Below are 21,673 nucleotides of genomic sequence, written 5' to 3' on the forward strand. Positions count from 1 at the left end.
AACGTTTAAGCTTTATTCTGTTTTATTTTTCAATATACTATTTAAGTCTAGAATAGCAATTAGAAACAATTTTGGAGATTAAAACAATGACAGACATCGTAATCGTGAACGGCGCCCGTACCGCAATGGGCGGCTTTCAAGGTAGCCTTTCGAGCGTAACTGCACCTGAATTAGGTGCGACAACCATCAAAGAAGCAATTGCTCGTTCTGGCCTCCAACCTCACGATGTACAAGAGGTCATTATGGGTTGCGTACTACCTGCTGGCTTAAAACAAGGCCCTGCTCGTCAAGCCATGCGTCAAGCAGGTCTGCCTGATTCTACTGGTGCAGTGACCATTAATAAATTGTGTGGCTCAGGTATGAAGGCTGTAATGCAAGCCGCGGATATGATTAAAGCTGGCTCTGCTGAAATTGTGATTGCTGGTGGGATGGAGTCAATGAGCAATGCACCTTATGTCTTACCAAAAGCACGCAGTGGTTACCGTATGGGGCATGGTGAAATCAAAGATCATATGTTCCTTGACGGTCTAGAAGATGCAGAGACTGGTCGCTTAATGGGTTCATTTGCCCAAGATATGGCAAATACTCGTGGTTATACTCGTGAACAAATGGATGATTTTGCTATTCGTTCACTGAAACGTGCACAAACTGCAATTACCGAAGGCTACTTTGTTGATGAAATCGTACCTGTAACTGTTTCAACGCGCACAGGCAATGTTGTTGTTGATAAAGATGAACAACCATTTAATGCCAATATTGATAAAATTCCAACATTACGCCCTGCTTTTGCTAAAGATGGAACTATTACTGCTGCAAATGCCAGCTCAATTTCAGATGGTGCTTCTGCGCTTGTGCTTACTTCAAATGATGAAGCAACAAAACGTGGCTTAAATCCATTAGCAAAAATTGTTGCCTATGCATCGAACTCACAACATCCATCTGAATTTACCATTGCTCCAGTCGGTGCCATTCAGAAAGTTTTAGATAAAGCAGGCTGGAAGGTTGAAGATGTCGATCTTTGGGAAATCAATGAAGCTTTTGCTATGGTCACTATGTGCCCTATTGATGACTTTAAATTAGATGCTGGAAAAGTCAATATTAATGGGGGTGCATGTGCGCTCGGTCATCCAGTAGGTTCAACGGGTTCGCGTATCATTTTAACCTTGATTCACGCTCTGAAACGTACGGGTGGTAAGAAAGGTATTGCAGCATTGTGTATTGGTGGTGGTGAAGCGACGGCTGTGGCAATTGAAATTTTTTAATTTCAAAATCTAATAAAAAATCCCATTTAAAATGGGATTTTTTATGCTTTAAAATTACATTTTTTCATCATTATCAGAGATAGAAACTGCTAAATTAAATATCCTGAAAACAACAAAAATGGATAGCCTCAATGCAACTGAATCATTACCTTAACTTCCAAGGTCAGACTCTAGCAGCATTTAACTTTTATAAATCAGTTTTTGGTGGAGAGTTTTCATTTATAAAAAAATATGTAGAACTGCCTGATGCTCAAGTTTCCGATAAAGAAAAAGATTACATTCTGCATGTATCTCTACCAATCAATGAATTTACTGTTTTAATGGGCTCGGATACCAGTGAACAGTTTTGTGCACAAGCATCAATCGTTTTTACTCAAGGTAATAACCACTATATTTCAATTAACTTAGAAAAAAATGAGCAGAATCAGGTGCAATATCTGTTTGATGCACTATCTATACATGGTCAAATTGAAATGCCGCTGGAGAAGACCTTTTGGGGGGCGTTATATGGTGCATTTACCGATCAATTTGGTGTGAAATGGATGGTGAATTGCCAGCTAGAAGAGATGTAATCCTTTCCTTGAAACAGTAAAAAGCCAGAATTTATCTGGCTTTTTACACTGGCTAAAACTTATTAAGCCCCTGTCTGATAATGTGCTTGAGCAACACCCGTTGAAGCCTGATACGGATATTTAAAATCATTTAAACCCGCCGCAGCTTCCTGAATATCTTTGCCTTCTTTAATCACGAAAGTGTCGAAACCTGAACGTTTTAAATAATTCAACACATCCTTAAAGATATCCCCCGTAGCACGAAGTTCGCCTTGATAGCCTTGGCGACGCAATAATGCAGCAAACGAATAGCCACGACCGTCATTAAAACCAGCAAATTCGATAAAAATCGTATCTAGTTGACTTAATGGATATTCATTAACTTCTGGTGAGTCATCCACCGTAATATACAAAGCTTTTTTACCTTGTATATTCACCAACTGATCCAACTGAGCTGTGGTTAAAACCACATCACCGTGTGGTAATACAGCATCTTCACTAATCATTTGATAACTATTATCAGCAATACTGCCGTCTTTAGAGAGTACTTTTAGTGCAGTATTAAGCATATGCACGCTCCTTAAAAGGTTGAATACCGACACGACGATAAGTATCAATAAACTCTTCATTTTCAACACGAAGATCAAGATACGTATTTAAAATTTCTTCAACGACATCCGGTATGCGATCTGCTGCAAATGAGGGTCCTAAGATATCACCAATCGATGCATCATGATCCGCATTTCCACCTAAAGTAATTTGATAGAACTCAGCACCTTTTTTATCAACACCGAGGATTCCAATATTACCAACGTGGTGATGACCGCAAGCATTCATACAACCTGAGATGTTTAAATCCAATTTACCTAAGTTGTAAATCGTATCTAAATCTTCAAAACGGCGCGAGATTGCTTCTGAAATTGGAATCGATTTCGCATTCGCTAATGAGCAAAAGTCACCGCCTGGGCAGCAAATAATATCGGTGATAAAACCAATGTGCGCACGCGCTAAATTATTGCTTTCCAGTGCCTGCCAGACAGCAAACAAATCTTTTTGTGGGACATCAACCAGTGAGATATTTTGTTCATGCGTAGTACGCAGCTCACCAAATGTATATTGATCGGCAAGGTCTGCGATCAAATTCATTTCTTCAGTGCTCATATCACCCGGCGCAATACCTGCACGTTTCAAAGAAATCGTCACAATACGATAACCTTTCACTTTATGGGCATTGGTATTGATATTGAACCACTGCTTAAATTTTGGATTCGCTGCAAACAATTCAGTAAAATCTTCATCTGCATAATCTTGGTAATTAAACGGAGTGAATTCTTCATCTAATTTATTCAAGATTTCAGGCTGAATTTTCAAAGTTTGAATAGTATGTGCAAATTCAGCTTCAACTTTCTCAGCAAAAACCGCAGGTGTTAATGCTTTTACCAAAATTTTGATACGTGCTTTATATTTATTGTCACGGCGACCATGTAAATTATACACACGGAGTACTGCTTCAAGGTAAGCAATTAAATCTTCACGTGGTAAGAAATCACGAATAAAACTTCCAATAATAGGTGTACGGCCTAAACCACCACCAACTTTAATTTTATAGCCAATTTCACCTGCTGCATTTTTCACGATATACACACCGATATCATGGAATGATACCGCAGCACGATCCGTTTCAGCCAATGCAGAGACTGCAATTTTGAACTTACGTGGTAAGAATGCAAATTCAGGATGAAAGGTTGACCATTGACGAATTAATTCACAGGTTGGACGTGGATCTGCAATTTCACCAGCAACCACACCTGCATATTGATCGGTTGTTGTATTACGAATACAGTTTCCAGAGGTTTGAATAGCATGCATTTGCACGGTAGCAAGTTCTGCCAACATATCTGGAACATTTTCGAGTGCAGGCCAGTTAAACTGAATATTTTGGCGTGTTGATACATGTGCATAGCCACGGTCATATTCTTTTGCCAATTGCGCAATTTTACGTAATTGATTCGAGTTCATTAAACCATAAGGTACGGCCACACGTAGCATCGGTGCATAACGTTGTACGTATAAACCATTTTGCAGACGAAGCGGACGATACTCATCTTCAGTGAGTTTTCCGGCTAAATAACGTTCCGTTTGATCACGGAATTGTGCAACACGTTCATTGATTAATTGTTGATCGAAATCAGTATATAAATACATGGCGTACAGCTAGTAATATCATTATAACGGCCAATAGCATAACCAGATTTCAAGTATCAGCTAAATGTGTTTTTTACATACTTCATAGCGGTTTTATTGATAAGTGATCTTACACCTCATATTTTACTGAGACTACTGCTGATATCCATACTTTTTAAATACATTAAACTTATTTTCAATTACTTATCTGTTTTTATGATAATTAAAAAGGGCATATTACAATATGCCCTTTTCGTTTTAGAACTCATCATTTTAAATACTAATCTACTGCTTCATTTCTTTGGGTTCCAGCATTATTTAGTCCTCACTACCATATGCGATATTAGATGGTTTGACTGAATCTGTATCAGTAGATGAACCATGTTAAATCTAATTAAGACTGATCATCCTGATGACTGCTCTTCATCATCATGGTTTTCTAGTTTATTTTCGCCAATTTTTGCAGCTTCATAACCCGCAAATGCACCAGCTGCTTTTTCCAATATGCCCGCATCTGGATCCAACTTATCCACAGCTTGCTCTGCAATAACAGCACCCGCAATTTTACCAAGTTCGTCAAATAAACCACTCATATCCATTACTCTAGAGAATTAAGTTGAATTTTGAGTTTAGGCCAAACATATGTAAGTAGTGCTGTTAAGTTGTAGTGGTTGAATAAAGTTAAACCATGAAATTATAAAAATTAGTGTGATTTCTTTACAATTAAGTTTGCCTTAATTTTTTAAGATGGATGCACTAAATCCTGAGATAAGTATTTTCCCAAACATTGCCTGTAAACTCCCCTTCAAGTAATTGCACATATCTGCCATAAACATGATCAATAGCAATACAATCATCGACATCTAAAACTCGGTCTGTATGTTGTTTTTGCCAATGCTCTGCAAAATACTGCTTCCCCTTTGCTTTGGCCACCATTGAATTTTGTGCTACCACTAAAACATAGCGATGTAACTCACCAAATTCACGTGCGTCATAACCGCCTAAATTAACCAGATAAAGTTTTTGTTCCGACTGATTGGGCTGAGCATCAGTGAAATGAATTTGATAGTTATGATCTTCAAATTCTACACCATTAATTTGCGCCCAAGCATCAATATGTAAACCATCTTGTTCGGCAAACCATGCTTGCCTAAGTTGCGGATAAACATCTTCAAGCGAGTCACCCACAGTAATAACCACATCATGCACTTCTGTATTAGCTCGTGCATGACGACCACCGAGCATCACAATAAATAAACTGGGCATATTCTTTCCTTATAATCTATTCCTCTCCCCCCATTTAAAAACAATAAGGACATAGAGAGAATTTATTCATAAAAAAATCGTGCTTAGCTTATACCAAACACGATTTTTTTAATGCTTAGAGATAAATTACATATCTATCATTTCCACGCCATCAATACGTGCAACCGTCATCAAGTCTTTATCGCCACGACCTGAAACCGTCGCAATAATAATTTGATCTTTAGACATCGTTGGTGCAAGTTTAGTCACATACGCCATAGCATGAGAACTTTCCAGCGCCGGAATAATCCCTTCAATATGGGTTAAATCACGGAAACCTTGTAATGCTTCATTATCATTGATTGGTACATATTCCACACGATGCATATCTTTTAAAAAACTGTGTTCAGGACCCACACCCGGATAATCTAGACCTGCTGAAATCGAATGTGTTTCAATGATCTGACCTTGCTCATCTGACATTAAGTAAGTGCGGTTACCATGTAATACACCGACGTGACCTGCATTTAACGGCGCAGAATGTTTACCCGTTTCAATGCCATAACCTGCGGCTTCAACACCATACATTTTCACATCAGGATCATTCAAGAATGGATAGAACAAGCCCATTGCATTTGAACCACCTCCGACGCATGCTACTAAAGCATCTGGTAAGCGACCCGCTTGTTCTTGAATTTGTTTACGTGCTTCACGACCAATAATCGATTGGAAGTCACGAACCAATTGAGGATACGGATGTGGACCTGCAACAGTACCAATCACGTAGTAAGTCGAATCAACATTGGTGACCCAATCACGCATTGCTTCGTTCATGGCATCTTTTAAAGTTTTAGAGCCACTCTCTACAGGTACAACGGTCGCACCCAATAAACGCATACGATATACGTTCATTGCTTGACGTTTTACATCTTCAGAGCCCATGAATACAACACATTCAAGACCTAAACGTGCGGCAATGGTTGCCGTCGCTACACCATGCTGACCTGCACCCGTTTCTGCAATAATACGTTTTTTACCTGAAAGCTTTGCAAGTAAAGCCTGACCGATGGTGTTATTTACTTTATGCGAACCCGTATGATTTAAGTCTTCACGTTTTAAGTAAATCTGCGCACCACCCAACTCTTTTGACCATCGCTCCGCATGATATAAAGGACTTGGGCGTCCGACATAGTAGGCTAAGTCGCGGTCGAATTCTGCCAAAAACTGGGCATCATCTTTCATACGAAAATAAAGTTTTTCTAAATCTTCCAAAGCTGCCATTAAAGTTTCTGACACAAAGCGTCCACCATGGATACCGAAGTGCCCATTTACATCTGGGAACTGAGTATAGTCAGTCACCTGATCTTGTTGATTAACAGTTTGCTGATCCACGTTGGACTCCTTGCATAAAGTGTTCAATGAGTTGTTGGTCTTTTATACCTTTTGCGGATTCTACGCCTCCGCTGACATCTACCGCAAATGCTTGCGTCATCTTTATAGCGTCTTCAATATTTTCAGGCTTTAAGCCACCTGCCAATATTAATGGAATATCTAACTTTGGAAACTGCGACCAATCAAATTGATGGCCCGTCCCGCCTTTCAGTTCAGGATGCCATGCATCCAATAATACTGCGCTAGCACCAGCATCTTGATAACCTTTTATCGTTTTTATCACATCAAGCTCAGGTTTTACCTGAATCGCTTTATACCAGCGACGCTTATTCTGCTGGGCTATTACTTGGCACTGTTCAGGTGTTTCATCACCATGGAACTGTAAGATATCGAGTGGCACTTGATCCAAAACTTGAGCAATATCTTCACTTGTAGCATTAACAAATAAACCAACAATGCTGACATAAGCAGGCACATCTTGTGCCAATGCTTTCGCCAATTCGATCGATACATAACGCGGACTCGGTTCAAAAAACACAAATCCGATAGCATCTGCTCCTGAATCAACAGCAGATTTGACATCTTCAGGTCGTGTTATTCCGCAAATTTTGGCACGGGTACGCATACACAAGGCTCTAATCTGTTTGAGTTTATAGCCAATCTATAAAGCTTAAGGAAAATCATTGTAATGCAATTTAACTCGCTTGCGTTAAAGTTCAATATGAATATCTGTTAAGCATTGTTTAAACATCATTCTAACTTTATACTGCGCGAAAATGCGATGAGTCTAGCTTTAAGCTTAGGGAAGTTGGTGAAAACCCAACACTGCCCCCGCAACGGTAAGAATGAAACCTTGTTCTTTAATAAATCGAAAGATTTACATCACTGCAATACTTTGTGGGAAGGTGGAACAAGCTGAATCCTTTTTTCTGATTCTATATTTAAGTCCGGATACCTGCTCATTGTACCCTCAACTCAAGCATTCACGGGGAGTGAATGTATGGAGCATGTCATGTCTACTATTTTCAAACCTACTACACTTGTAGGGGCTATCGCAATTGCGATGGGGTTATCTGCTACTGCTTTTGCGCAAGACCAATCGGGACAAAAAAGTTCTCAAGCCACCAATAGCTTAGATACCATTGTTGTTACTGCAACACGTTCTGCAGAAAAAATTGAGAACATCCCTGCACGTATTTCAATTATCGAACCACAAATTGTTGAACAATCTCCAATTGCTGAATTACCGCATCTATTAATGAGCGATGCCGCCATCAATATGGTGCAAAGTGGTGGTTTTGGGCAAATTGCTTCTATTTTCACCCGTGGTACAAATTCTGCACACACCCTTATTTTAAGAGATGGTATTCGCTTAAATAGTGCAACAACAGGTGCGGCATCTTTAGCATTTTTAGATACAACCGATATTAAGCAAATAGAAGTACTCAAAGGCCCTGCTTCTGTACTTTATGGTACAGATGCAATTGGCGGTGTAGTACAGCTTATTTCACAAACTCCTAAAAAAAATACTGCATTTGTAACAGGTGAAGTCGGTGAGCATAAAACCTATAAATCAGTGATTGGAGCTGATTTAGTAGAAAATGGTGTCTATGCACAAATTCGTGGACAACGTTTAGAAACTGATGGTACTCCAGTTACAAATCGTCCGAATAGTGAAAATGCAAGTTATGATCAAAAAGGTTATAGCGCTAAACTAGGCGTGGATAAAGAACGTTTTGCTGCATCGCTTGATTATAGTGAAAATCAAGGCTATAGCGATTATGACAACTACGGCAAACCGCTTTCTCAAGATTTCAAGAATGAAATCATTAATCTTAAAAGTCGGGTAAATATCACACCAAATATTGTGGTGAATGCACGTTTATCTCAGTTTAAAGAAGAACTTCAGCAAAATAATTCCCCTGATTTTGTACATAGTAAAACGCAAGAAGCTGAAATTTATTCCAAATGGCAATTTACTCCAGCGCAAAATGTTTTAGCCGGTGTATCACATAAAAATATTGAAGGCGACGTACTCTCTATCAGTGAATGGAGTACAGTTAAATACAATGAAGATGTTGCTACAACGGGTTACTTTGTCCAACATCAATATCAAGACCATGGACTCAATACTCAAGTAGGTATCCGTGTTGAAGATAATGAGAAATTTGGAACTAAAACTGTAGGTCAAGCTGCAGCTCGTTACCAAATTCTTCCTTTAACCAGTATTTATACTAATATCGGCACTGCATTTAGAGCACCCACCACAAATGATCTGTATGCGATTAGCTGGGGCGGCAATCCTGATCTAAAACCTGAAGAAAGTTTTTCTTATGAAATTGGTTTAGATCAAAAACTCACTCATAATCTATCTTTAGGCTTTTCTACTTATCGCAATCAAGTTAACGATTTAATTACTTATTCTGGTAGTCATCTAATTAACTTAAATAAAGCGACATTTACTGGCGGTGAATTAGGACTAAAATGGCAACAAGATGAATTATTTTTAAATCTTTCTTATGCTTATGTACAAGCTAAAAATGATGAAACTAAAGATGATTTAACGCGTCGCCCGCGTCAAAGTGCGACCCTGACAACTGGTTGGCAAGATGAGCAATTTGGTATCAGTGCTTCCGTTTCTGCTAAATCAAAAGCTAAAGACTTTGCAGATTGGCCATCGACAACACCAACCACAACCCCAGGCTATGTGACTACCGATGTCAATGCATACTGGAACGTCAATTCAAATGTTAAATTATTTACTAATATTCAAAATATTGGTGATGTAAATTATAAAACGGCATATAACGGTTCCAATATTTATTATATCAATGGCGGACGTTTAGCCTCTGTTGGTGTGACACTTAAATACTAATATCGCAAAATTGTAAGTTTCAGGATAATGTCATACATGTGGCATTATCCTTTTTTAATGCATTTAAATATTTAACCAAATTTAAGGAATAATGATGGGACATCGTTTAAGTAAAATTTATACGCGTACAGGTGATTCGGGTACTACAGGTCTAGGCGATGGCTCACGTGTTGCAAAGGATGATTTACGCATTGCTGCATTAGGCGATGTGGATGAACTAAATTCGGTTATTGGTATTTTACGTTCACAAATTACTGCCAGTGCTATTCAAGATAAAGTACACTGGGATAAATCTTTAAGCCTGATTCAACACTGGTTATTTGATCTCGGTGGTGAAGTGTGTATTCCAAACTACAACTTATTACAACCGCTCTGCATTGAATTTCTTGAAAAAGAAATTGACCGTATGAATGAATCTTTACCAATGCTAAAAGAGTTTATCTTGCCTGCGGGGACTTTAGCCTGTAGTTATGCACATCAAGCTCGCTCTGTCTGCCGTCGTGCCGAACGAAGCCTAATGACAGTACAAAGCCGTGATCAAAATATTCAGGCCACGGCATTACAATTGCTCAATCGTTTATCCGATTGGTTATTTGTCGCTTCACGCGCATTACAACGGGCTGAAGGCGGTAGCGAAGTACTTTGGCAAAAAAATATTAATGAAACCATCTAATTATTTTTGCACGTTAAAGCAGCATAAAAATGTGATCTCTTAAATCATGCCTGACATAGCGGTCACCCCTTTCAGATACTACAAAATGTAGTGTCTGAAAGAATTAATACTTAAAGCAAAATCAAGCAAGTCAAATACAGAACTAAAATGTTCACTCAAATAAAATATCTTAAATAGTATTCATTTTTATCCTGTGCTTAACTATAAATAATTTAATTACAAAATATTTAGAATAATTATGCGAATTATCGGTCATCGTGGTGCACGAGGTGAAGCGCCAGAAAATACATTAGCGGGATTTCAATATATTCATGATTTGGGTATTCGTGCCGTCGAATTTGATGTGCGCCAACTAAAAGATGATGAACTGATTATCATGCATGATGACAATTTCATTCGAACCACAGGCATTGACCAAAATATTGATTCCTGTTCTAGTCAAGATTTAGCAAACTATAATCAAGCATTTATTTGGATGGATTGGGAGAAACAGATCACACCAACATTACGACAAGCTTTAGCCATCATGCACAATTTTGAGCATATTGAGGTTGAGGTGAAAGCGGTCCAGAGTATGGCTGAAGCTGAAAAACTGACGATTGAATTACAAAAACAATTATACGGTTTTGAGAAATCTGCGGTGATTACCAGTTTTGATTTAAAAATTCATCAAGCCTTACAACAGCAAGCATCTACTTTTAAACGTGGTTTACTCATAGAAGAGGACATTCAAGAAAAAGCCATTGAACAAGCTTTAGAATTAGATTGTTGCCAAATCGGCTGGATGAATCAACTAGCAACCAATGCAATGATTCAAGCTACACATAATGCACACTTAAATGTCAGCGTTTGGACAGTTAATACGATTGAACGTGCGAAAAAACTCCGTGATTTAGGTATTCAGGGCTTAATTACAGATTTTCCCAAACTGATGCAGCAAGCATTACAACAAACCAAATAAAAACTGCCAAGCCATTGTTTGCCAATGTAATCATCAGCTATTTTTTAATAGATTGGTGATAAAACTTTAGTCTTATCAATATGTATAAGCAAAGTAGCTTTAGGCAAAAATAATATTCTTAAATCGTACATTTATGCATCCACACCAGTAATCACTGCTTAGTATCTCCTGTTCCGATAAAACCCACTAAAAGTTTGGTTTATTCTGTTACTGTTTAACCAATACAGATGTACAATAATACTGGTGAACATATGTTCGCTCATGCTAATATCCTCGAACGTATAGCCTAGAAAAACACTTAAGCTATGCTTTCGTTTTTACCTGTTTAAGGTTTTTAGGAGTGCTGTTGGAGATGAATCCTCCCCTACCCAAAGCCCCCATTAATTGGATCGCAGTTTTTGCGCTTGTCTTTTTGCCAATCGTCGCAATTATTGCCATTCCTTTATATGCCTATCATCATGACTTTAGCACCAGTGCTTGGGTCAGCTTAATTGCTTTACTTGGTTTAAGTAGTTTAGGTATTACTGCGGGTTATCATCGTTTATGGGCACATCGTGCTTATGAGGCGACTCTACCACTCAAGATCATTTTAATGATCATGGGTACATTTGCAGTTCAAAACAGTATTTTATTCTGGGCTTCAGGACATCGTACTCATCATCGTCATGTCGATGATATTGAGCAAGATCCTTACTCAATTAATAATGGTTTTTGGTACGCACATATTGGTTGGATGCTACGCAATTACCCAGCAGCAGAATCAAACTATAAAAATGCGCCTGATTTGCTCAATGATAAAGTCGTCATGTTTCAGGACAAATATTACGTTCCACTGGTGATTGTTGTTCATGCTGCCATCCTACTACCGATTGGTTGGGCCGTGGGTGATATGTGGGGCGTGTTACTACTTGGTGGTTTATTACGTTTGATCCTTAGCCATCATGTCACTTTCTTTATTAACTCACTTTGTCATATGTGGGGAAAACGCCCATATACAGATGAAAATACGGCACGTGACAATTTCTGGTTAGCCATTGCAACTTGGGGTGAGGGTTATCATAACTATCACCATATTTTCCAATACGATTATCGTAATGGGGTTAAATGGTGGCAATATGATCCGACTAAATGGTTAATTTGGTCGTGTTCTAAACTCGGTTTAGCCAAAAATTTACGACGTATTCCAAGCTTTAATATCAAAAAAGCTGAATTGGCGATGAAATTTAAATATGCTGAACAAGATTTAGCTGTTTACGGCCATGATGTGAATGCAGATATTTTGGCAATGAAACAACGTATTTCTCAAGAATACGAAGCATTTAGCCATACCTTAAATGATTGGGCAAAGCTGAAAGAACAAGAAATCCAAGCAAAGAAAGCTTCTGTTGCTGAAAAAATACACCAGATAGATGACAAACTTAAAGTGGATTTCCAATTGGTTGAACAGAAACTCAGTTATCACCGTGCACGTTTAGAAACTTTAATGCGTAATGTAAAAAAGAATGTTGTGACTGACTAATCAAACAATCCCATTGAAAAGCTCCGAAAGGAGCTTTTCTTTTATCTGAACTTTAAACTCAACTCCAAATTAATAAAAATGGAAAAATGATGCAACTCAATAATATCCCTTTTAGTACCACCAATTGGAACGAAATAGAACCAACAAAGCACAGTGGTGAACAAGGTTATGCACTTTGGCGGACACAACAATTCGATCATATTCGCGTGCGAATTGTTGAATATTCAAAAAACTATTTAGCAGATCATTGGTGTTCTAAAGGACATATTTTGTTTTGTCTAGAAGGTCAATTAGAGACAGAGCTTGAAGATGGTCGAACATTCACACTTACTGCGGGAATGAGCTATCAAGTGGCTGATCAAGCCGAAGCACATCGCTCATCTACGGCTATAGGTGCAAAACTTTTTATTGTAGATTAATACTATTTTCATCACTCTATCATATCCAGTATAGTGAATTGAATTTGATTCAGTATGTACTGCTATGCAATTTAATCCACGTTATCCGTCTCTAAATCCCAAGCTGTATCATCAACAAATGCCAGCGCCTTTAAAAGGGGCAAAAGCGGGGCATTTTAATGAGGCATTGGCTGATCACTTACAATGGTCTCAACAAGAAAAGGCGGAGTGGGTCGAAATCTGTAGCGGACAGAAAATATTTCCTGAGTTTCCTCCTCTCGCCATGGTCTATGCAGGACACCAATTTGGACAATGGGCAGGACAACTCGGTGATGGTCGTGGTCTGCTCATCGCTCAAATTGTAGATAAAAACAACCAAACTATTGATCTACATTTAAAAGGCGCCGGCTCTACGCCCTATTCACGTATGGGCGATGGACGAGCAGTATTACGTTCAGTCATTCGTGAGTATTTAGCGGGTCATGCCCTGACTAGCTTAGGTGTACCATCTAGTAATTCAGTGGGTTTTACATCATCGTCTCAAGGCGTACAACGAGAAAAATTAGAATTGGGTGCGATGATGTTACGCACCTCCGACTGTCATATCCGTTTAGGACATTTTGAGTGGATTAACCAATATCAACCTGAATTACTGAAAGAATTTACTCAAAAATGTATCGAATGGCACTATCCTGAATGTTTAGAAGCAGAGCAACCTATTTTAGCTTTTGCCACTAAAGTCATTCAAAATACGGCTGTGATGATTGCAAAATGGCAATTGGTCGGTTTTGCACACGGCGTGATGAATACCGATAATTTAAATATCACAGGTTCAACTTTGGACTTTGGTCCATACGGTTTTATGGAACGCTTCCGCCCAAATTGGATCAATAATCACAGTGATTATAATGGTCGTTATACTTATCAAAATCAGCCGAGTATGGCACATTGGAATCTGTGGAATTGGTTAAATAATTTAATTCCACTTACCCAACCTGAAACTAAAGAACAATTCAAAAATGATCTAGCCAATTGTCTTGAGCACTTTGAAACGACCTTTTTAGAACACTATAAACAGGGTTTATGCCAAAAGATGGGACTGCCGATTTTCCATAAAGACAGTTTCGATTGTGCAATGGCTTTTTTAAGAATTCTACAAAGTGAGCAACTGGATTACACCGACAGCTTTACTCGTATGCAAAATAAACAATACGAAGCTATTAAAGATGATTGTATTGATCGTCGTCAGTTTGAAGACTTTTTTACTCAGTATGAAAATATTCGTAAAAATCAAAATGAAGGTGAATTGGATGCTGAAATGCTTAAAGCCAATCCTGTTTATATTCTGCGTAACCACATGGCACAAAAAGCAATTGAACAGGCTGAACGTGGTGATTTTTCAGAAGTCGATCGACTGTTTAAATTGCTCAGCCAACCTTTTACGCAACAGCCTGACTTGGAAAAAGCTGAAGATTTAGCTCCCCTTCCAAGTGATGTACCAGAAGTGATGGTGAGTTGTTCTTCTTAACAACTCACCACACCTAAATGAAGTTCAACTCTATGGTTCTCACCAAAAATATTGTGCATACAAATAAGTACTAAAGCGATGCGCATCATTTGTTGCAAGATCATCTGCCATATATTTAAAGCCAATATTTTTGTGTTGTGCAGAAAGGCCTAAAGACTGTGTTTGTGGTTCAATATGAATACCATATTTTAAAGGCTCAGTCTGCCAAAACCCATTCAATTGAGCTAAGGTTAAATATTCATTAGAAAAGCTACTCAGGCTCAAGCTCCATGGTTGAGTTTCTGGTTCATATCGAATCTCGGAGGTTATTTTATAAGGTAACTTTTGCTTATATTCTTTCGTTGTACTTAGTTGCCCTGCGATATTCATACGCGGGCGACCGTCTTGATCGTATGAGAGTGTATAACGTGTAAAAGGTGCATTGTCCCAATAAAGATGCGCCAATACATCTTCAAGCTGTACATTGACCGACCAATTTTGACCGATCTTCCCTGCCAGACCTAAATCAAAACTATAACCATAACCTTTATCGGTCTTACCATTCCAACCCAATTCATCTTCTTTGAGTGCAGGTTGATCGTAACTATAATCTAAATATCCATTGAGCCAATCAACACGATCCATAAGCTCGGTCATATTTGTTGTTTGACCTGTAGCTTTAAAATTCCCATCCACATAATGACGACCAATTAGCGCTGTTACACCTGTTGTAACTTTCCAATTTGAGCCCATGTTCCAATCATAGGCAAATCGTGTTCCGACCGTATCAACATGCTGCGCATCGAGTTCTAAGTCATAGCGTTTGTTACCATCAATAAGTTGATCATTTTCAATTTGGTAATATAACTTTGCCATGTCTTCACTAAAATTTAGTTGATAGTCATAGCTCCATACCCAACCCAATGTCCAATTGTCTTTTTGGGTTTCAAGTTTCATTTTCCCTGAAGCAAAAGCATTTTTTCCTTTTTTAAGATTCGAAGTTTCCCAATCATCTAAAAAAGCATGTACAGATACTGGTTCACTATAAAGTTCAGCATTGACAGAAAAACGAACAGACTGTTCCGCATATACCCATGTTGGGCACAGCATTAAAAATATAAGATTTTTTTTCATTCAATATGAAAGAAGACAGCATATGCTGTCCTCTTCTCTCAAGTCAGATTTTAAGGAGTAATGTAAGTAATCGTATTATCAATAAATTTAGTCACATACTGATCTGATGAATTTTTCGTAATAGTGCCATAACTTGTACTGCCAACTTTCACATCTGCAGAAGTAAATTTTTGTACATCTGCAACCTGTACAAATGCACCATTTTTATGTTTGATTAAACCACTCACGATTGGTGATTCTTTATCAATGTCCGTTGCAGTTAATTCAATATCTAATGCATTTTTATCTACAGCCAATGCAACAGTTGCATTTCCTTTAGTATATTCAGCACGTTTTGCTGTAATCCCAATACTAAATGGTGTTGGTGCTGCATTTGCACCTTTGAGATTACCATCAAGTTTGACTGCCAAATCTGCATTGATAAAGCTCGTTGATGTTTCACCAGCACTCATATCAATAACTTTAGATAAATCATTATTGAGCTTAAATGTTACATCTAAATTTAGTACTTCTTTTAGATAAGCAACTTGACCTTTCAAAGTCAATTTATATGGAATCAGCTGTTCAGCAGTTTCAACACCATTTTTAAATCGGGCTTGTTTAGCTTCAGATGAAACTTCACTTAATGTCGCTTTCACATCGGCACTTTCAAAAACTAAACCTTTTAATGTTAATGCCGCTGTTGTTGGTAAAGTTTCTTGATTATTCATCGTATCTGAAACAGCATAAACTAATTGTGCTGTACTATCCTCTGTAAAACTAAATTTTGCTTTTTGTTTAGCCGCATTGGTGATGTCAATCACACCACCTTTCGCAATTTTAAAGTTATATGTTTTTTGATTGGAAACAAAAGGCGCTTCTATCACAACGTTATTTACATTCACTGTTGCTTGGTTTGTATAAATAAAATTAGCTTTATTCATCCACCATTGAGAATTACTCCAATCCCAAGAAATACCATCCTTGAAACCATCCCAATAAGCAACATCAGTTGAACCAGTTACTTGAACAGAACCTGCTGTCACTTGAATGTTTAAAGTATTATTTTTTAAATCATATTCAATTGGATAATCATTGTTAATTGCATCTTGCTCAAGTAAAGCTTCTAATGCAGCAGCATTATATGATTTTGATTGTCCTTTTGCATCTTCCAAAGCAAGCTCAGCAAGAAGTACAACCATTCCTGTTCCACGACTTAAATCTAATGCCGTATCATTAATGACTGTTACTGGAGTTTTATAATTGTCCGCGATATCTTCAAAACCATCATAATAAGAAATTATCGCTTTCGTTGTATCAATAAGTTGTTTCGCTTTATCTAAATCCGATGCAGGAACAACAACATTACCATTACCACCACCTGTTGAACTATCTCCAGATGATGACCCACCGCCCCCACAAGCAACCATCACTGTACTGCACATGACTACTAACAATGTTTTTTTGAATAACATCAGAAATCTCTCTTTTTAATAAAATAATTTTTATAAATATAAAGCCCGCTCAAAATATAGCTTATTTGGCAAAAACTCAATAAAATGTTGTAAAAATTATCATTTATTTATTATTTTTATTAAATACTTAAATTAATTTAATTTTTAATAAACAATCAATATTAAACCCTCTACACAAAGTCACTATGGCATTTAATATTTCAAATAAGCAAAATAAAACACAAGCCTCTGTATAAAAAAACACCTATGAATAAAAAAACGATATTTCTTCTTTTCGGTTTAATGACACTCAGTATTTTAAGTATTTATGCTTATCAAAAATATGCTCAATATCTTCCAATAACAGACACTGCACAGTTTTCTCCAAATTTAACAGTAAGTGAAATACAAAAAATTCGACAAAACAGTCCTATTACTGAAGTCAAAGTATATAAAGCTGAACGTAGAGTTCAACTTCTACATGATGAACAAATTATTCGCAGTTATGTAATGCGACTTGGCTTTGATCCTTTAGGACATAAAGTTAAAGAAGCTGATGGAAAAACCCCTGAAGGTCGTTATTACATTGACTGGCGCAATTCCAAAAGTGCTTTTTATAAGTCACTCCACATTTCTTATCCAAATGAAAAAGATAAGAGAAAAGCTGATCAGCTCGGTGTTTCAGCAGGTGGCGATGTGATGATTCATGGTTCAGCAACCACAGCACAAGTTCAAAAATTATCAAGTTTAATGCAATATTTACCCAAAAGTGATTGGACTTGGGGCTGTATAGCAGTTAGAAATGTCGATATGGATGAAATTTGGAAATTAGTGGATAACCATACACCTATCGAAATTTATCCATAATAAATCAGTGTAGAGAAGCTAAATGACGGGTGATGAAATACAAAGAGTTGCTTCAGCAATTGCAACCAAACTTCCTAAAGCAGAATTAAGCTATCCTTTTGGGGATGGAATTCCCGTATTTAAAGTCATGGATAAAATGTTCATGCTCAGCTCAGAAATACATGGCAAAAAATTTATCAATTTAAAATGTGAACCACAGCACGCCGAAATGCTACGAGACATTTATGATTCCATCCATACAGGCTATCACATGGATAAACGTCATTGGATTTCAATTTATGACGGTGATCAAATTAATCAAGAATTGCTTACAGATCTAGTCCAATCCTCTTATGAGCTGGTCACTCAGAAATTAACGAAAGCACAAAAAAATATTTTAAAGATGCATACAGCCTTAGATTAAAAAACAAAGTCTTTTATGCATCCCGTTAAAATCAGAACACCTGTGTTTATCCACAAACATAAATTTATGATGCTGAATAATTAATCTTCAGGATATTCAAAACGATAGCCTATACCATAAACAGCTTGTATCCATTCATGTCGATTTCCAGTTTCCGCTGCATCTGAAATTTTACGACGTAAATTTTTGATATGGCTATCAATAACACGGTCTGCCACATCAAAACTATCTGGATTAATATGATCTAGCAATTGCGCACGAGAATAGACTTGCCCGACATGCTCTAAAAACAATTCAAGCAAGCGAAATTCAGTGGGTGTTAAATTCAACGATTTTTGTTGATACCAAATCCGCTGTTGTGCTTTATCCATGCGAAATAGGTTGTTATCTTCAGGCTCTGCTTTACGCTCTAGACGACGTAATACGGCTTGTACTCGTGCAACCAGCTCTTTGGGACTAAATGGTTTGCAGACATAATCATCAGCCCCCATGTTCAAACCGAGGACACGGTCAATTTCATCTGTTCGTGCTGTTACCATAATAATCGGCAAATCAGACTGTTCACGGACTTTACGACAAATGGTCAGACCATCCATGCGTGGCACCATTAAATCTAGCACCATCAAGCTTGGTTTTCGCTGCTGAAAACTCTCATAAGCTTCTTGACCATCATGAAACATACTGACTTCAAAGCCTGCTGCTTCAAGATAATCCCGCACCAATTGGGCAAGTTCCACTTCATCTTCTACAAGCATAATATGTTTCATACAATATTTTTCCTTTTAAACTTTTGTCTGTTTTGGAAAAGTAAGTTTGCAACGCAAACCACCCAATGGTGAATGCTCAAAACTAAGCGTTCCACCCAAAGCTTGTGCAATTTTACCTGATAAAGCCAAACCTAAACCTGTACCACCAGTACTACGTGTACGTGAATCATCCACTCGATAGAAACGCTCACCTAAACACGCCAACTGTTCATCACTCAATCCCAGTGGGCTATCATCCACATATACTGTCCAAGAATTTACATCCTGCGCTGTATGTACACGAACCTCTCCACCAGCTTCAGTATACCGAATACTATTGCCCAATAAGTTGACCATAATTTGTTTAAAACGATCTATATCTAATTGTAATTTCCCCCCCTCTCCTTGTGTAGAGATGGATAAATTAGCTTGCTCAAATTTTGGTTTAAAATTTTCAACTTCTTGTAAAATCACGTTCCAAGGATCAATTTCTGCAAAATAGCATTTTAATTGCTGCGCTTCAGCTTGTGCTAAATCGGCTAAATCCTGAGTGAGTTTTTTCAAACTGGTGACTTGTCGAAGCATCGACTCAAAATGCTCTGGAGTTGGCTTGCGAATACCATCCTGCATCGCTTCAATCTGTGCCTGCAATACAGCCAAAGGCGTTTTTAATTCATGTGAAGTATCTGCCACCCATTGCCGACGTGAATTTTCATGTTGTTCTAAAATCACTGCCAGTTGGTTAATTTCAGTCGAAAGATCACCCAACTCATCATTTCGGTTAATCTTCACCTGATATTGATAATTACCTTTAGTTAGCTCTCGCGTTGCATTTAAAAGACGCTGAATTGGCTGTTTAAAATACGTAGCTAATAACAATGCTGCAACTAAACTGGCCAAAATTGTCAAAATATAAATCAGTAATAAATAACGTTTTTGATTACTAAAGAAGTTAATGCTCAGGGCATCATCTTGATCCAATACTGGTTTTAAGCCCAAATATCCCACGATTTTATCATCCACCAAAATCGGACGATATGCCACTTGATCATTGGATGCCTCACCCAAAATAAATTGGTGTTTCTCATTATATAAAGATAAGCGTGAACTTAAGCCCAAACGATCAGGCATAGAAATAAAACGCTTCTTCCCATTCTGCTGTTCGGGAGAAATTAAGGCTGAATTTTTATTCTTTTTATCTGATGGCTTAAATAAACTCTGATTTGCACTTAATGGAAATACCAATCCTTCAAAGGGTTGATATTCTGACGGTAGATTTTCCTCTAAAATTTTCAGCTCGGCTTGATCAATTCTCTGCTTACTTTGTGTATTGTCCTCAGCCAATTGATTCATCAGCGTATGTTCTTTGAAATAACGTTGTTGCAGTGCAATATCATATTGCCGTCTTAGCCACCAGCGCGACAGCCGATCATAATCATCTGGTGCAGCCTGTCCTTCTATTTGAAAAATTTGTGCTTGAACGGCATTCCCCCAATCGTGATAGATTCCATAGACTTCTGCCAAATTTTCAATCAGATGATCCAGTTTCTGCATCTCTACATCTGCCACGTATTTGGCAAAGTTCTTTTGCATAGTCCAATGCAAGACTCCCAAACTCACCGTTGTAATTACCAGTGTGGTTAAAAGTACGGTTAGGAATAAGCGTAATGCGATGGGAACTCGACGTATCTTCAAAACAGGAATCACCTTTTGTTCTATATCTAGCATTGTATCGAACAGTCGTAAAGAAAACTCTCCATTGTTTCTACATCATTATTATTTAATCTTTAACAAACAGATCAACAAACATAAAACATTCAGTGGAGTAACCACAATGAAAAGCATGACAAAAATAGCACTCATCACAGCAAGTATCATCAGCATAGGTGGATTGACTGCATGTCAATCTAGCACTACCTCTAAAGATAATTACGGTTCGCCTATGATGGGACAGCATAAAGGTGATCGCCATATATCCCCTGAACAGCGTGAGCAAATGCAACAAATGCGTGCTCAACATAAAATGATGCGAGAGCAAATCAAAAAAGCGTGTGATGGAAAAACTGTTGGAGAAACCGTTCAAATCAATGCTGGAGATAAAACTCTTAATGGTACTTGTAGTATCGTGTTCAAGGCTGACCGAAAAGCTATGCATGAGATGAAACATGAGTTACGTCATGATCAAAGTAGAATGATGTATGGTCATCGTGGTGAAAAACGTATGCAAGAAATGACTACAGAACAACGTGCTGAAATGAAGCAACAATTTGAGCAAAAACGTGCTGAACGCCAAGCAAAATGGGAAGCAATTCAACAGGCTTGTGTTGGTAAATCAAATGGACAAGCGATTCAAGTCAAAATGGGTGAAAAAACTATTAATGGAACTTGTGTAGTCAGATTCAAAGTACAAAAACCAACAGAAAACTTACAATCTAAACAAATACCCATGATGAATATTGATAAAGCGTCTTAATCCTATCGCTTGTAATTTTCATGATAAAAAGGCACTCTTAATAAGTGCCT

Annotated in this window: 21 protein-coding genes and 1 riboswitch; of the genes, 11 read left to right on the forward strand and 10 right to left on the reverse strand. The window is 37.8% G+C overall.

Annotated elements, in window-relative coordinates:
• The first annotated feature begins 86 nt into the window (after nucleotides 1-86).
• Nucleotides 87-1,262: a thiolase family protein gene (locus B9T27_RS00200; RefSeq protein WP_086204876.1), complete on the forward strand. Its 1,176-nt coding sequence runs from the start codon at nucleotides 87-89 to the stop codon at nucleotides 1,260-1,262.
• A 131-nt stretch (nucleotides 1,263-1,393) separates the two neighbouring features.
• Nucleotides 1,394-1,834 carry a VOC family protein gene (locus tag B9T27_RS00205; RefSeq protein WP_086204877.1) on the forward strand — a complete coding sequence of 147 codons (441 nt, stop codon included), beginning with the start codon at nucleotides 1,394-1,396 and terminating at the stop codon, nucleotides 1,832-1,834.
• Between the two features lie 62 nt (nucleotides 1,835-1,896).
• Here the strand turns inward: B9T27_RS00205 and B9T27_RS00210 are convergent, their stop codons facing one another.
• From B9T27_RS00210 to B9T27_RS00235, 6 genes are all read right to left on the reverse strand, one after another.
• The gene (locus B9T27_RS00210; RefSeq protein WP_086204878.1) at nucleotides 1,897-2,382 is read right to left on the reverse strand and encodes a DUF934 domain-containing protein; all 486 of its coding nucleotides are present in this window, start codon (nucleotides 2,380-2,382) and stop codon (nucleotides 1,897-1,899) included.
• Nucleotides 2,375-4,018, reverse strand: coding sequence for a nitrite/sulfite reductase (locus B9T27_RS00215; RefSeq protein WP_086204879.1), 1,644 nt, complete (start codon nucleotides 4,016-4,018; stop codon nucleotides 2,375-2,377). Before B9T27_RS00215 ends, B9T27_RS00210 begins: the two co-directional genes overlap by 8 nt.
• A gap of 383 nt (nucleotides 4,019-4,401) precedes the next feature.
• Nucleotides 4,402-4,590, reverse strand: coding sequence for a hypothetical protein (locus B9T27_RS00220; RefSeq protein ID WP_086204880.1), 189 nt, complete (start codon nucleotides 4,588-4,590; stop codon nucleotides 4,402-4,404).
• A 163-nt stretch (nucleotides 4,591-4,753) separates the two neighbouring features.
• Nucleotides 4,754-5,263: a DUF1543 domain-containing protein gene (locus tag B9T27_RS00225; RefSeq protein WP_086204881.1), complete on the reverse strand. Its 510-nt coding sequence runs from the start codon at nucleotides 5,261-5,263 to the stop codon at nucleotides 4,754-4,756.
• A 126-nt stretch (nucleotides 5,264-5,389) separates the two neighbouring features.
• The gene (trpB, locus tag B9T27_RS00230) at nucleotides 5,390-6,634 is read right to left on the reverse strand and encodes a tryptophan synthase subunit beta (RefSeq protein WP_086204882.1); all 1,245 of its coding nucleotides are present in this window, start codon (nucleotides 6,632-6,634) and stop codon (nucleotides 5,390-5,392) included.
• The gene (locus B9T27_RS00235; RefSeq protein WP_086204883.1) at nucleotides 6,615-7,259 is read right to left on the reverse strand and encodes a phosphoribosylanthranilate isomerase; all 645 of its coding nucleotides are present in this window, start codon (nucleotides 7,257-7,259) and stop codon (nucleotides 6,615-6,617) included. The genes trpB and B9T27_RS00235 overlap by 20 nt, the downstream gene beginning before the upstream one ends.
• 141 nt (nucleotides 7,260-7,400) lie before the next feature.
• A riboswitch (cobalamin riboswitch) is annotated at nucleotides 7,401-7,612 on the forward strand.
• Nucleotides 7,613-7,646: 34 nt separating this feature from the next.
• Here B9T27_RS00235 and B9T27_RS00240 point away from each other — a divergent pair.
• The 6 genes from B9T27_RS00240 to B9T27_RS00265 all read left to right on the forward strand — a co-directional run bounded on the left by B9T27_RS00240 (nucleotide 7,647) and on the right by B9T27_RS00265 (nucleotide 14,588).
• Complete coding sequence (locus B9T27_RS00240) at nucleotides 7,647-9,509, forward strand: TonB-dependent receptor plug domain-containing protein (protein WP_086204884.1); 1,863 nt, start codon at nucleotides 7,647-7,649, stop codon at nucleotides 9,507-9,509.
• Nucleotides 9,510-9,603: 94 nt separating this feature from the next.
• Nucleotides 9,604-10,182, forward strand: a complete 579-nt coding sequence (locus tag B9T27_RS00245) for a cob(I)yrinic acid a,c-diamide adenosyltransferase (RefSeq protein ID WP_086204885.1) — start codon at nucleotides 9,604-9,606, stop codon at nucleotides 10,180-10,182.
• Nucleotides 10,183-10,420: 238 nt separating this feature from the next.
• Complete coding sequence (locus B9T27_RS00250; protein WP_086204886.1) at nucleotides 10,421-11,143, forward strand: glycerophosphodiester phosphodiesterase; 723 nt, start codon at nucleotides 10,421-10,423, stop codon at nucleotides 11,141-11,143.
• A 352-nt stretch (nucleotides 11,144-11,495) separates the two neighbouring features.
• Nucleotides 11,496-12,662, forward strand: coding sequence for an acyl-CoA desaturase (locus B9T27_RS00255; RefSeq protein ID WP_086204887.1), 1,167 nt, complete (start codon nucleotides 11,496-11,498; stop codon nucleotides 12,660-12,662).
• Between the two features lie 89 nt (nucleotides 12,663-12,751).
• The gene (locus B9T27_RS00260; protein ID WP_086204888.1) at nucleotides 12,752-13,081 is read left to right on the forward strand and encodes a DHCW motif cupin fold protein; all 330 of its coding nucleotides are present in this window, start codon (nucleotides 12,752-12,754) and stop codon (nucleotides 13,079-13,081) included.
• Nucleotides 13,082-13,145: 64 nt separating this feature from the next.
• A complete protein-coding gene (locus B9T27_RS00265; RefSeq protein ID WP_086204889.1) occupies nucleotides 13,146-14,588 on the forward strand; it encodes a protein adenylyltransferase SelO in 1,443 nt (480 codons plus the stop codon).
• A 39-nt stretch (nucleotides 14,589-14,627) separates the two neighbouring features.
• Here the strand turns inward: B9T27_RS00265 and B9T27_RS14955 are convergent, their stop codons facing one another.
• Together B9T27_RS14955 and B9T27_RS00275 are read right to left on the reverse strand one after the other, a co-directional pair.
• Nucleotides 14,628-15,701: a hypothetical protein gene (locus B9T27_RS14955; protein WP_228146117.1), complete on the reverse strand. Its 1,074-nt coding sequence runs from the start codon at nucleotides 15,699-15,701 to the stop codon at nucleotides 14,628-14,630.
• A 50-nt stretch (nucleotides 15,702-15,751) separates the two neighbouring features.
• Entirely contained in the window at nucleotides 15,752-17,155 is a 1,404-nt protein-coding gene (locus tag B9T27_RS00275) for a hypothetical protein (RefSeq protein WP_086204890.1), read from the reverse strand.
• A gap of 246 nt (nucleotides 17,156-17,401) precedes the next feature.
• Here B9T27_RS00275 and B9T27_RS00280 point away from each other — a divergent pair, with 246 nt between their 5' ends.
• On the forward strand, nucleotides 17,402-18,001 hold the full coding sequence (locus tag B9T27_RS00280) for a L,D-transpeptidase family protein (protein ID WP_086204891.1): 600 nt from the start codon (nucleotides 17,402-17,404) through the stop codon (nucleotides 17,999-18,001).
• Nucleotides 18,002-18,023: 22 nt separating this feature from the next.
• Entirely contained in the window at nucleotides 18,024-18,404 is a 381-nt protein-coding gene (locus tag B9T27_RS00285) for an MmcQ/YjbR family DNA-binding protein (protein ID WP_086204892.1), read from the forward strand.
• A gap of 80 nt (nucleotides 18,405-18,484) precedes the next feature.
• Here the strand turns inward: B9T27_RS00285 and B9T27_RS00290 are convergent, their stop codons facing one another.
• Both B9T27_RS00290 and baeS read right to left on the reverse strand, forming a co-directional pair.
• Entirely contained in the window at nucleotides 18,485-19,171 is a 687-nt protein-coding gene (locus B9T27_RS00290; protein ID WP_086204893.1) for a response regulator transcription factor, read from the reverse strand.
• A 15-nt stretch (nucleotides 19,172-19,186) separates the two neighbouring features.
• The gene (baeS, locus tag B9T27_RS00295; RefSeq protein ID WP_086205387.1) at nucleotides 19,187-20,845 is read right to left on the reverse strand and encodes a sensor histidine kinase efflux regulator BaeS; all 1,659 of its coding nucleotides are present in this window, start codon (nucleotides 20,843-20,845) and stop codon (nucleotides 19,187-19,189) included.
• A gap of 139 nt (nucleotides 20,846-20,984) precedes the next feature.
• Here baeS and B9T27_RS00300 point away from each other — a divergent pair, with 139 nt between their 5' ends.
• Nucleotides 20,985-21,623: a hypothetical protein gene (locus B9T27_RS00300; protein ID WP_086204894.1), complete on the forward strand. Its 639-nt coding sequence runs from the start codon at nucleotides 20,985-20,987 to the stop codon at nucleotides 21,621-21,623.
• The last annotated feature ends 50 nt before the right edge of the window (nucleotides 21,624-21,673 follow it).

It is taken from the genome of Acinetobacter sp. ANC 4648 (assembly GCF_002135345.1).
Classification (GTDB): domain Bacteria; phylum Pseudomonadota; class Gammaproteobacteria; order Pseudomonadales; family Moraxellaceae; genus Acinetobacter.